Below are 13,022 nucleotides of genomic sequence, written 5' to 3'. Positions count from 1 at the left end.
TTTTATCGGCATTTAAGATTAAACTCTCAGTATGCTTCCCTTCCTCAAATGGAATTTCAGCTTGAGTTAATTTCTCTTTATTCGCCTCATTAATACTTCCAAAATCAGACACAAAAACATCATATCTCTTTGCTTTTGCTAGCAAAGCAGCACCGGTTCCGCTTTCTCCTGCTCCCAATATGACGATTCGTTTTTTCACTGTTTGTTTAAAGTATTTATCTGTTTTCTTATTTCAATTATATATCCTCTTATTTTTATCTATTTCTACTTTACTTCAATCTATTTCAATTTTCTCTTTATACTATCCTAATTTCCCCTTTGGGGATTCCAGCCATAGGCTGGTCAGCCTCTCGGCTGAAAGGGGCTTTATCTCAATTTTAGTGTTGCTACTGAAATAATGGCTAATAAAATGCCCACGATCCAGAAACGGTTTACAATTTTAGATTCATGAATTCCTTTCTTTTGATAATGATGATGTAAAGGAGACATTAAAAATATCCTTTTGCCTTCACCGTATTTTTTCTTTGTATATTTAAAATAACTGACCTGAATGATAACTGAGAGATTCTCAATCAAGAAAATCCCACATAAAACAGGGATCAATAATTCTTTTCTAATCACTAATGCTAAAACTGCTATAATTCCTCCAATAGATAAACTTCCGGTATCTCCCATAAAAACCTGAGCTGGATGGGTATTGTACCATAAAAAGCCTACACATGCCCCAACAAAAGCAGCACAGAATATTACTATTTCACCACTATTCGGAATGAACATGATATTGAGGTATTGCGAAAAAATGGCATTACCCGATACATAAGCAAAAATAGCTAAGGCCAAACCAATAATGGCTGAAGTTCCTGCCGCCAATCCATCAATTCCATCGGTAATATTAGCTCCATTACTTACTGCTGTCACAATAAAGATTACAATCAGTACATAAATCACAACAGTAGAACCGTCAGGAAGAAAAGGTAAAATACTGCTGTAATCAAACTCATTATTCTTAAAAAAAGGAATAGTGGTCACCATTGATTTTACATCTTCATAAGAAGTTTCAGCTACCATTTCTACACCTTCTGAAACACTTACAGGAGAACCAAATTCTCGTACAGTTACATCGGGATGGTAAAACAAAGTTAAGCCAACAATCAAGCCTAAACCGATTTGACCGAAAACTTTAAATCTACCTTTTAATCCTTCTTTGTTCTTTTTAAATACTTTTATATAATCATCCAGAAACCCAATTAATCCCATCCAAACGGTGGAAACTAAAAGTAGAATGATGTAGATATTATCGATTTTAGAGAAAAGTAAAACAGGAATTACAATGGCTAAAATAATCATTATCCCACCCATAGTTGGAGTACCTGCTTTTTCAATCTGACCATCAAGTCCTAAATCACGAACAGTTTCACCTACTTGCTTTCTTCTTAACTTATTAATTAATTGCTTACCAAAGGTGATGGTAATCAACAAAGACAAAAGTGTTGCCATACCTGCTCTGAAGGAGATATACTGAAACACCCCTGCTCCAAGCAAGTCCATTTTTTTATTTAAGAAGTCGAATAAATAATATAACACCTTTCTCTTTTTTTATTTATTATGTATCAAATTCAACATTTCACTTACTACTTCCTTATCATCGAAGTGGCTTCTCTCGCCTTTTACTTCCTGATAAGTTTCGTGACCTTTTCCAGCCACTAATATGATATCTCCCTTTTGTGCGAAACTACAAGCTAATTTTATAGCTTCTTTCCTGTCAGGTAGATTAGTTACTTTTCTAACTTGAGAAATGGGTACACCTTTTTGCATATCCGCTATAATAGCTTCAGGCTCTTCATGTCTCGGATTATCAGAAGTTAATATCACTCTATCACTAAATCTGCAAGCTATTTCTGCCATCAGTGGTCTTTTAGCTGTATCTCTATTTCCTCCACATCCTACTACAGTCAGCACTTGTTCATTACCGGTTCTAATGTTATCAATCGTCTGTAAAACATTCTCCAAGGCATCGGGCGTATGCGCATAATCTACAACAGCTGTGATTCCAGCATTATTAGGTACTTGCTCAAATCTTCCGTTCTTCAATTCGATTTGCGACAAATGCAATAATATTTCTTCAGGGTCTTCTTCCAACAGATGAGCAGTTGCATAAGACGCCAAAAGATTATAAGCATTAAAATATACTATTTGTCTGAACCAAACATCCTTTTGCTCAATATTGAGCTCAAGTCCTTGCAATGAATTACTTAAAACTTTGGCCTTATAAGTTGCCATCATTTTTAAGGAATAAGTATATTTTGATGCTTTGCAATTCTGCAACATCACCATTCCTCTTTTATCATCTACGTTTACCAAGGCAAATGCATCGGAAGGTAAATCATCAAATAATTTCTTTTTGGCTTTTATGTAATTATCAAAAGTCTTATGATAATCTAAATGCTCATGTGTAATATTGGTAAAAACAGCTCCAGAAAGTTTTAATCCAGCCATTCTTTCTTGCTCAATAGCGTGGCTACTGGCTTCCATGAAAACAATATTACAGCCAGAATTCACCATTTTCTTTAAAAGTGAATTTAGCTGAAGTGCATCAGGGGTAGTATGAGTAGCTGGAATAACCGCATTATTTATCTGATTTTGAACCGTAGAAATCATACCAGTATGATAGCCCAAATCCATAAAAAGCTGATGCAGCAAACTCACTGTAGTGGTCTTTCCATTTGTTCCGGTTACCGCTATCAATTTCAGTTTCTCTGAAGGATGACCAAAGTAATTATCAGCCATAATACCTAGCGCCTTGGCTGAATTATCAGTCTGCACATAGGTCACTTCAGGGTGAATATCTGTAGGAATATCTTCACAAACAATCGCCACAGCACCCTGAGTCACTGCTCTGGAAATAAATTCGTGACCATCTACTTGAGTACCTTTTATAGCAACAAAAACATCTCCTGCACCCACAATTCTGGAATCGAACTGAATAGCATCAATAGCAATATCAGTAGCACCAGAAATGCTGATTAATTTTACTTTATATAATATGTCTTTTAAGTTAGCCACTAACCTATTTCTAATTTAATTGTACTTCCTTTCAATGCTCTTGAGCCCGGGTATTGTGATTGTGAATTCACTCTTCCTTTATCACCTTTCACTACAACATTTAAACCTGTATTTTCCAATAAATACAATGCATCCCTTAATGTCATCCCTCTCACATCAGGCACTAAGCCTTGCTGATGTTGATTATTTGGTTCCCATTTAATTGAATTATTATGGATTGAAGCTCTCACCCACTCCAACTCCTGACCATCAGTATGATTCGATACACCTAAATAATTCAGCATAGAAGATAAATCGTTTTTATTACCTGCTTGCACTACGGGAAAAATACCCGTTTCAGGTTTTTCTGCCAATTCATACTCCTCATGCATATTCAAATCCAACGCATATATTTTATCCGCAATCTCTTTAAAAACAGGTGCTGCTACATCCGAACCATATTGCTGATAACCTTTAGGATTATCCATCACTACTATAGCTGAGTACTTAGGATTATCCGCTGGAAAATAACCAGCAAATGATGTATAATATTGTCGAACATATCGACCATCTTTCAAGCTTTGTGCAGTTCCCGTTTTTCCGGCAATTCTATATTCGGCATTATTAATATTGGAAGCTGTGCCGTTTTGGACCACTCCTTCCAACATGATTTTTAATTTATCTAATGTTTCTTTCGAACAGATTTGCTCACTAATCACACTAGTTTTAAAAGTATTAATTTCTTTGTCTGTCTTTTTAATAGATTTAACCAAAAGAGGGCGAATCATTCTACCATTATTAGCTACCGCATTAAACAAAGTTAGCGTATGCAAAGGGGTCAACTCTAATCCATAACCGTATGCCATCCAAGGCAAAGTTATACCACTCCATTGCTTGATGGGAGGAATATTAGGCTTACCCTCTCCTATCATCTGAAATCCTAAAGGCTGGGTTACCCCCATAGTTTTTAGATAATCCAAAAAGCGCTGTGGATTTTCGCGGAAAGTCTCATCTATTAATTTAGCAATAGCGATATTGGAAGATTTCTCAAAAGCATCACGAATAGAAATTGTTCCATAACCTCCTGGCTTGTGATCTCTTACTTTATCTTTATAAAACTTGTATTCCCCATCTCCTGTGTCTACAGAATCTGAAAGCTGAATATTTTTTTCTTCCAAAAGTGCCATATAGGAAGCCAATTTAAAAGTAGAACCAGGCTCTCTTAAGCCGTGGCTTCCCACTGCATAATTATAAACTTCACCATATTTTCCATTTGAAAGCTTTTTCAAATTAGAAATTGCTTTGATCTCACCTGTTTTTACTTCCATCACCACCACACAACCCATATCAGCATTATGCTGAATTAAATGGCGCAAGAGTGCTGATTCGGAAACATCTTGCAAATTGATATCGATGGTGGTTTGAATATCAAAACCATCTTTAGGTCTAATTTCGGAACCATCATTTATTGGTCTCCAGCTGCTCCCGGAAATTTTCTGAAATAATGCTTTACCATTTGTTCCAGCCAAATATTTATTAAAACTATATTCAAGACCTGCTCCATAATCGTTCTCATTTAGAAAGCCGATCGTACGAAATGCTAAATTTGAAAATGGTCTGAATCTTTTATCAGTTTTAGTGAAAATAACACCCCCTGCCAATCTTCCTTCTCGGAAAATAGGCCAGGTTTCCATTTCCTTTTTCTTCTGATAACCAATCAATTCATTCGATAGAAAAATATACTGTTTACCTTTTTGTCTGGCTGAAGTGATTTTTTGCTTGTAGTAAGTTGTATTCTGCCCAAAGCTCTTAGAAAGCATCAAGCTCAAGGAATCAATTTTTTCTCTAAATAATTGTTCATCTGCTATGGTAGGATCAAAAGCTACTTTATAAAAAGGCAAAGAAGTAGCCAATAAGCTTCCGTTATCCGAATAAATATTCCCACGGGTAGCTTTCACTTCCTGATAGCTCATATTGATTTCCTCAGCCATCTTTTGCCATTTATCACCTTCCATCCATTGGATATGGAAAATCTGGTACATAATAGCTCCTGCAAAAATGACAATCGCCAAAAATGCTAATCGTACTCTGAGCAATATGGACTTTTTAATATTCACCTTTCTCTACTACTATTTTAAATGGTGGTTTATCCGACTCTTTTAATCCTAATTTCTTTACTTTCTTCGCTACTTCCGATTGCTTGGAAGCAAACATATATTCTGACTTCAATGTGGTATAATCTGCTCTTAAATCTTCCACTTCCTGATGAAGCTTATCGATTTTCCGAGTTGTTTTATCCGCATAATGGCTGTTACCGATATAGAAAATACCAATTGCCACTAAGAATAAGACATAAGGTAGATAATGCACCGGCAAACCTCCTTCTGCATTATTTCCTCCCAAAGTTTTATCTAGCTTTGAAAAAATACTTCCCGAAGCTGAATCCTTAGCTTTGTTTTTATCCTTTTGTTTAAAAGTATTTTCGCTCATAACTTTTCAGCTATTCTTAATTTTGCACTTCTAGCTCTATTATTAATTTCCAACTCCTCTTCTTCTGCAGTAATAGGCTTTCTATTAATGGCTTTAAAGGGTTTTAAAACATTTCCGTAGAAATCCTTTTCCTCCTCGCCATCTAATTTACCTTTATTGATGTAGTTTTTCACCAATCTATCTTCCAGGCTGTGGTAGCTCATCACTACTAATCGACCACCTGGCTTTATCACTTCTTCCATTTGCAATAAAGCTTCTTCCAACGCTTTAAGTTCTTCATTCACCTCAATTCTGAGCGCTTGAAAAACCTGCGCATAATATTTATTTTCTCTTCCACGCTTAGCGAATCTTCCCAATATCTCTTTCAGCTCTCCTATAGTATTTATAGGACTGGCAGCTCTGGCCGATACAATGGCTGAAGCTAAAGTTTTAGCATTTCGAACTTCACCGTAAAGACCGAAAATTTTATGTAAATCTGCTTCGCTGTATTCATTTATAACCTCCTTTGCCGTTACTGGAGCATGCTGATCCATTCTCATATCCAATTCTGCATCAAAGCGAGTAGAAAATCCTCTTTCCGCCTTATTAAACTGATGAGAAGACACTCCTAAATCAGCTAAAACCCCATCAACTTGCTTGATGCGGTATAACTTCAAATATTTTTTAACAAACCGAAAATTTGCTTGAACAAACTCAAAACCTTGACGATCAATTGCTTCTGCATTAACTTCTGCATCCTGATCCTGGTCGAAACCTAATAATTTCCCGTCTGTTAGCTTTTCCAAAATGGCTTTAGAATGACCACCACCACCAAAAGTTAAATCCACATAAATGCCATTGGGCTTAATAGCCAATCCTTCCAGACATTGCTGTAACATAACCGGTTCGTGATATTCGCTCATAGGGATTAAGATTCAAAAAGGTGTTTCTCAGCCAAATCAGAAAATTCTTTCTGGTCTTTAATGAGATAATCATCATATTTTGATGCATCCCATATTTCAACTCGATTCCCCATTCCCACAACTATTGATTCTCTTTCCAATCCGGCAAACACCATCATGTTTTTAGGAATCAAAATTCTACCCGCACTATCAAGTTCCACGATTGCATTGCCTCTGAAGAAATTGCGTTGAAGATTTCTATACTCTGCATTAAATTCATTCAAACCGGCAATCTTTGAAAAAATCTTTTTGTATTCGAGCATCGGATAAAGCACTAAACAAGGCTCGAAACCTCTGCGCACCACTAATTCATCACCGCTCCCTTCAGGTAGGCTGTTTTTGATCTTGGCAGGCAAGACCATGCGCCCTTTGGCGTCTAGCTTACAATCATATTCACCGGTGAAAAATGCCATGCTTATAGTTTACACAATTTCTTATATGCAAAGCTAAAACAATATGCGACATTTCATACCACTTTCCCCCACTTTTTTACACTTTTATGAAAAAGATTACATTTTGGGTGTCAAAAAGACAAGAAAAACTAGCTCAAAAGCAGTGAATAGGAGTTTTCAATTATTATCTCACATTTAAATAGGGAGCTATTAAAATTTAGCAAACAACTAACAATCAGCTATTTATGACTCATGAGGTATAACAAATCAAATTATATAAGTTTTTGATTATCAGATAAAAACAAAATTCTTATGAAAATTCAAGCGTGTAATGTTTGAAGAATGGGATTTCATCCCTAATCATCAAAAAATATGCGAAAATTTAGATTAGAGCTAGAATTTCATCTCTGTCTTGATCATATTCTGGAGGTGGGGTAAGGTGGGAGAATTCTCCCAGAAAAGATAAATCGCAAGCAAAATTCCGTAATCCGAAGTTCATTTCGGCTGATTTTAATATCATTTTTTCAGCATCATTTCCTTGCAAAGCTTCTGCAACGGATTGTAATTTTCCTGCTGGAACTTGAGCTGTATTCAGTTTCTGAATTAGAATATCAGATGAAAATAACTTGGCTTTTTCCAGTAATAATTGATTTAAAGCTTTTCTATTCTCTACCCTTAGAGTATTGGCTTTAAATCTATCATCTTCAGATATTTCAAGCATTCCCAAAACATCGCAAAGCTTCCGAAATTGAGAATTTGTTCCTACCGCTAAAAGGATTTCCTTTTGATCTGCGGTTTTTAAAACTGTTCCATAGGGTGCAATATTAGGATGCTCTGCCCCCATTTTTTGAGGATCATGTCCGGCTATCAAATAATTAGTAGCTTGATTGGCTAGTGAAGCAATAGCTGATTCAAATAAGGAAACTGATACTTTTGCACCTTCATTTTTTTTAAGTAAATTAATGTAAGCCAGCAATATAGCTTCTTTCAAATGATGAGCTGCCAGAACATCCACCAGCGCCACTGGCATTTTCAAAGAATTACCGCCTGGCTCTCCATTCATACTCATAAATCCGCTTTCTGCCTGAATGATGGCATCATAACCAACCCTTTCATCCTCATCACCATAGCCGGTAATTTGACCATAAATAATTTTAGGATTAATTGATTGAAGCGACTGGTAATCAACCTTCAATTTCTCAGCATCGCCAGATTTATAACTTGCAATTACGATATCGGATTTGGCTATTAATTTATAAAGAATGGATAAATCTTCTTGATTCCATAAATCTAGAGCGATTGATTTCTTTCCGCTATTAGCTGCCGAGAAATAAGCAGAAATTGAGCTCTCAGCATTTTCACTTTTAAGTTTCCAAGAGCGGGTGACATCTCCTTTTGTTTTGGGGTTTTCAATTTTAATGACCTCAGCTCCTAGTTCAGCAAAAAACTGACCTACTGAAGGTCCTGCTAAAACATTGGCTAGTTCTATGATGCGTAAATTTTTGAAGATTGGGGGCATATTTAATCTTTAAAGTCTGGGCTAAATGGGATAAAGTTCACAATGCGAATTTAAAAATATTTTCTTCCGACTGCCTCCGGCTAGTGGAAAATACTACCGCCTCAGGCGTTTTTATCATTTTACTATTGAGATCTTTTCTTTTTCCTTTGTTTTAAAACTTCCTTTTTAATTGATGATTTTTTAGCCAATAAAGCTAAGTCTGAATTTGGATCATTGAGCTGTTCTATAAGTTCCTTCTTCGTAAGCCCTTTAACATCTTTAAATGTTTTATGTATACTTCGTGACATATTGAATTATTTTTAAGTTGGATACAAAAATCATTTCATGCCTCAGCCACAATTAAAATTACTAGCTAGTGGCTAACAATAGGACATGTCAAGTAAATTCTAAAAATTGAGGTTTTTACTTGGAATGGAAAGCTGAAGAATTAATGGTTTTGTGGTTTATCATCCTACATTTACATCTCATTCTTTTTGCTTGAACAAAAAGAATCAAAAATTCAAGACAAAACAATGCTTCAACGCTTGACCCAACGCTGGCCCGCTGTTTTGTCCTCCCACCCGCACTCTTCGAGCAAATTTAGTAGTTTTAGTTAAAAGTTGATTTTTCATAAAACTTTTACAAGAATTTCACCACTAAATTAATTTTCTTATGTCAATTGAATCGCACACAAGCTAAAATATCATCATTGGTGATATGAGGATACATTTCAATAATTTCATCAAAGGAATATCCACCTGCAATCTTTTTCAAGATTAATTCTACCGTAATGCGAGTTCCTTTCACAACAGGTTTTCCAAGCATAACTTTGGGATTAGATGTTATCTTATCTTGATAATTCATAATGCTTTTTTCTTAAAGTTCATGTTTTTTTTCTCTTTGACAAATAACATTTATTCAGCTTTAAACCTCCATCAATTTCCACCTCCCTCTTTTAAACCAAATAATTGAAATTACGGCTAAAAGGGTAAAAGCAAAAACAATCCCCAGATAAACACCATCTGAACCTAAGCCCAAATTATTTGCCATGAAATAGGCTAAGGGAATCTGGAAGAGCCAAAAGCTTACAAAATTAATAATAGTTGGGGTTCTCGTATCTCCAGCTCCATTGAAAGAATGACTTAACACCATTCCATAGGCAAAGAAAATATAACCAAAACAGATATAGCGAACTGCCTTGATTGCTTCTTTTTTTACGGCTTCCACATTGGTGAAAATGCCCACGATTTCATTTGAAAATATATAGAATATCAAGGAAACAGAGAATAGGAAAATCACATTATATCGCGCAGCAAGCCACACAGATTTCTCTGCTCTATCAGGCAGTTTTGCTCCTAAATTTTGGCCTACTAAAGTAGCTGCGGCATTACTTATCCCAAAAGAAGGGAGAATAGTGAAAATTATAATTCTGAGTGCTATAGTATATCCTGCCAAAACTTCACTACCGAAATTGGAAATAATTCTCACTAAAAATATCCAGCTTGCCGATTCAATGAGGAACTGCCCCACACCGCCTGATGCAATTTTAATAAAGCGCTTAATGATAGCGAAATCAAGTTTGATATGCTGAAAGGAAACACTGATTACTCCAGTTCCTTTTAATAAATGATATAATTGGTATAAAACCCCAATGCTTCTCCCAATGGTGGTAGCTACTGCAGCACCTGTTACCCCCATAGCAGGAACTGGTCCCCAACCAAAAATAAAGAGCGGATCGAGCAGCATATTGAGAATATTACTAATCCATAAAGCACGCATGGCTATTGCCGCATTTCCTGCACCACGGAAAATTCCATTGATCACGAATAGCAGCATAATAGTGCCATTACTAGCAAATAAAATTTTAGTGTACCATTTTCCTTCCTGGATCAGTTCTTCTTCTCCACCCATTAAGCGCAGAACATCCTCACCATAAATAAATCCTGCAACGCTTAGAACCAAAGAAATGATAATCGTTAAAATAATGGCTTGAACAGCTGTATGAGAAGCTTCCTTTTTCTTTTTCTCTCCTATTCTTCGGGCAATCATAGCTGTTGCCGCCATGCTTAATCCTATTCCTAAAGAATAAACTATAGTAATTACCGATTCGGTCAGACCCACCGTAGCTACAGCATTTGTGCTCACCTGAGCCACAAAAAATACATCTACTACTGCGAATAATGACTCCATCACCATTTCCAAAACCATAGGAACTGACAATAGAATAATGGCTCGACTAATTTTTATATTAGTCAAATCTTCATTGGTGCCTTTTATGGCATATTGAAGAAATAAGACATATTTTCGGATTCTTTGGAGCATTGAAGTGCGAATTACGCAAAAAATTAATAATGAGTTAATTTTAACTGATTAAATTGCTGTATCTTATTTTAAATTGATAATCAAAATGAAAAATCTACTTCTATTTTGCTTGATAATTATGACTTCAGCCTGCACCCAAACTCCCGAAACCTACGAAAACATAGATTGGCAAGGCCATAGAGGTGCCAGAGGAGTTTACCCTGAAAATACCTGGGCCGCTTTTCAATATGCCATAGACCAAAATATGACTACTTTGGAAATGGATGTAGTCATCACCCAAGATGAAGAAGTGGTGCTTTCTCATGAACCATTTCTAAATCATAAAATCTGCTTAGATACTGCCGGAAATCCAATCACTGAAGCGGAAGAAAAAGAATGGAACATTTATAAAATGACTTATGAGGAACTGAAAAAGTGCGATTGTGGAAGTATTGGAAACCCCGATTTCCCACATCAAAAAACATTAAGTGCTCCTAAACCTTTGCTTTATGACATCATCAAAAAAACAATTGAATATTGTGAGAAAGAAGGGAAAGAACTTCCTCATATGAATGTGGAAATCAAATATGAGGATGGCATGCAAAATGAATATCACCCTAACATTAAAAAATTCAGCCGACTGGTATTTAAAGTACTTTTCATGGAATACCCACAAGAGAAATGGAACATTCAGTCTTTTGATTTTGATGTACTAAAACACTTCCATAAAACCTATCCAAAAGTTCCTTTGGCAGCACTTGTATATGAAAGTGGTGCCTGGGAAAAGCAGTTTGAAGAATTAGGGTTTACACCTAAAATATATAGCCCTTATCATCAATTAGTGGATAAAAATATGGTGACTGCCCTTCATGAAAAAGGAGTAAAAATAATTCCATGGACCGTAAATGAAGAAAAGGATGCTGCAAGACTCCTTAAAATTGGCGTTGATGGCATCATTACAGATTATCCTGAATTAGCCGACAAATTCCGCAATAATCCTTAATTTTGTTTTCTGATTTAAGAAATTAAAAACTGTCAGGTTTACCTAACTAATTCTCTGGTCGGTGTGCCACCGACCAGGGGAAACTGTCTCCATGGTTGGTGGTACACCAACCATTTTAAGATCACAATATGGCAGCTTAATTTTATTATCAAATGAGAGCAATCTCAAAAATTATTAATCTTTAATCATTAATTACTAATTAAAATTATATGTCTAACAAAAAATATGATGTCTACGGAATAGGAAATGCCTTGGTAGATATTATCACGGAAGTATCTGAAGAATTCGTACTTGAAAATAAAGTAGAAAAAGGGGTGATGACCTTAGTAGAAGAAGAGCGCCAAGCGGAATTGCTCAATTCTATGAAAATTACAGAAGAACATATGCAAGGTGGAGGTTCTGCTGCCAACACTTTAGTTGCCGCTAGTCAGTTAGGAGCCAAAGGATTTTATTCTTGTAAAGTAGCTAATGACTTAGAAGGTGTTTTCTTTTTAAATGATTTGAAAGCAAACGGAATTGACACCGTTTTGACCCCAGAAACTGCACCTGTTGGCACAACAGGAAAAGTATTGGTCATGACCACTCCTGATGCTGAGCGTACTATGAATACCTTCCTGGGTATAACTGCTGATTTCTCTGAAAAGGAAATCCATGAATATGCGTTGAAAGATTCAAAATATTTGTACTTAGAAGGTTATTTGGTGACTTCAGAAAGCGGTTTAGCTGCCATGAAGAAAGCTAAGAAAATAGCAGAAGATAATGGAGTAAAAACAGCTTTAACGTTCTCAGATCCAGCAATGGTGAAATATTTTAAAGAACAAATGGAATCTGTTGTAGGTGCAAGCGTAGATCTATTATTCTGTAATGAAGAAGAAGCAGCTTTATTTACAGGAGAGAGTGATACTGATAGCATCAGAGAAGAATTGAAAAAAGTAGCCAAAAGATTTGCTATCACTCAAGGTAAAAACGGAGCGATTATCTATGACGGAGATACTTTCATTGATATAGAGCCTTATCAAGTTAAGGCCGTGGATACAAACGGTGCCGGAGATATGTTTGCTGGTGCATTTTTATATGCCATCACGAATGGGCATAGTTATGCGGATGCAGGAAAATTAGCATCTTTAGCTAGTTCAAAAATAGTAACGCAATTTGGTCCAAGATTAACCTGGCCGGATGCTAAAGAAATACTGAATAAATGGAAGGGAGAGTAATTAATTATTAACCTGAGTTCGACTCTAATTTGTAAATTCAGATTTTCATATAATTCAATAGACAAGGCGTCTTTGAGAAGATATAGCGGGCTATATCGAGGGAAGATAACGCAGTATATTGGATTATATGGAAAAGCTTTT

General features: G+C 35.9%; 12 protein-coding genes and 1 pseudogene. 2 read left to right on the top strand and 11 right to left on the bottom strand.

Annotated elements, in window-relative coordinates; translation table 11 throughout:
• The 11 genes and pseudogenes from Q0L29_RS15580 to Q0L29_RS15530 form a co-directional block, all read right to left on the bottom strand.
• Positions 1-199, bottom strand: a pseudogene (locus tag Q0L29_RS15580) (UDP-N-acetylmuramoyl-L-alanine--D-glutamate ligase); the annotation flags it as partial.
• Positions 200-366: 167 nt separating this feature from the next.
• Complete coding sequence (gene mraY, locus Q0L29_RS15575) at positions 367-1,584, bottom strand: phospho-N-acetylmuramoyl-pentapeptide-transferase (protein ID WP_296623121.1); 1,218 nt, start codon at positions 1,582-1,584, stop codon at positions 367-369.
• Between the two features lie 12 nt (positions 1,585-1,596).
• On the bottom strand, positions 1,597-3,063 hold the full coding sequence (locus Q0L29_RS15570) for a UDP-N-acetylmuramoyl-L-alanyl-D-glutamate--2,6-diaminopimelate ligase (RefSeq protein WP_296623119.1): 1,467 nt from the start codon (positions 3,061-3,063) through the stop codon (positions 1,597-1,599).
• Positions 3,063-5,159, bottom strand: a complete 2,097-nt coding sequence (locus tag Q0L29_RS15565) for a penicillin-binding protein (RefSeq protein WP_296623118.1) — start codon at positions 5,157-5,159, stop codon at positions 3,063-3,065. Before Q0L29_RS15565 ends, Q0L29_RS15570 begins: the two co-directional genes overlap by 1 nt.
• Positions 5,149-5,532 (bottom strand): FtsL-like putative cell division protein, encoded by a 384-nt coding sequence (locus Q0L29_RS15560; RefSeq protein WP_296623116.1) that lies wholly within the window; start codon positions 5,530-5,532, stop codon positions 5,149-5,151. Before Q0L29_RS15560 ends, Q0L29_RS15565 begins: the two co-directional genes overlap by 11 nt.
• Positions 5,529-6,434 carry a 16S rRNA (cytosine(1402)-N(4))-methyltransferase RsmH gene (gene rsmH, locus Q0L29_RS15555; protein WP_296623115.1) on the bottom strand — a complete coding sequence of 302 codons (906 nt, stop codon included), beginning with the start codon at positions 6,432-6,434 and terminating at the stop codon, positions 5,529-5,531. Before rsmH ends, Q0L29_RS15560 begins: the two co-directional genes overlap by 4 nt.
• Positions 6,435-6,439: 5 nt before the next feature.
• Positions 6,440-6,886, bottom strand: a complete 447-nt coding sequence (mraZ, locus tag Q0L29_RS15550) for a division/cell wall cluster transcriptional repressor MraZ (RefSeq protein ID WP_296623114.1) — start codon at positions 6,884-6,886, stop codon at positions 6,440-6,442.
• A gap of 361 nt (positions 6,887-7,247) precedes the next feature.
• The gene (locus tag Q0L29_RS15545; RefSeq protein ID WP_296623112.1) at positions 7,248-8,384 is read right to left on the bottom strand and encodes a CaiB/BaiF CoA-transferase family protein; all 1,137 of its coding nucleotides are present in this window, start codon (positions 8,382-8,384) and stop codon (positions 7,248-7,250) included.
• Positions 8,385-8,506: 122 nt separating this feature from the next.
• Positions 8,507-8,671, bottom strand: coding sequence for a hypothetical protein (locus tag Q0L29_RS15540; protein ID WP_296623110.1), 165 nt, complete (start codon positions 8,669-8,671; stop codon positions 8,507-8,509).
• Between the two features lie 367 nt (positions 8,672-9,038).
• The gene (locus tag Q0L29_RS15535) at positions 9,039-9,227 is read right to left on the bottom strand and encodes a DUF433 domain-containing protein (RefSeq protein ID WP_296623109.1); all 189 of its coding nucleotides are present in this window, start codon (positions 9,225-9,227) and stop codon (positions 9,039-9,041) included.
• Between the two features lie 60 nt (positions 9,228-9,287).
• Positions 9,288-10,685, bottom strand: a complete 1,398-nt coding sequence (locus tag Q0L29_RS15530; protein ID WP_296623107.1) for an MATE family efflux transporter — start codon at positions 10,683-10,685, stop codon at positions 9,288-9,290.
• Positions 10,686-10,770: 85 nt separating this feature from the next.
• On the opposite strand from Q0L29_RS15530, the gene Q0L29_RS15525 reads away from it, so the two are divergent.
• Entirely contained in the window at positions 10,771-11,667 is an 897-nt protein-coding gene (locus Q0L29_RS15525) for a glycerophosphodiester phosphodiesterase family protein (RefSeq protein WP_296623105.1), read from the top strand.
• Positions 11,668-11,876: 209 nt separating this feature from the next.
• A complete protein-coding gene (locus Q0L29_RS15520) occupies positions 11,877-12,881 on the top strand; it encodes an adenosine kinase (RefSeq protein WP_296623103.1) in 1,005 nt (334 codons plus the stop codon).
• The last annotated feature ends 141 nt before the right edge of the window (positions 12,882-13,022 follow it).

Source organism: Marivirga sp., assembly GCF_024636815.1.
Lineage (GTDB): Bacteria > Bacteroidota > Bacteroidia > Cytophagales > Cyclobacteriaceae > Marivirga.
The sequence above is the reverse complement of the archived record's forward strand: the minus strand, read 5'-3'. Positions and strand labels throughout refer to the sequence as shown.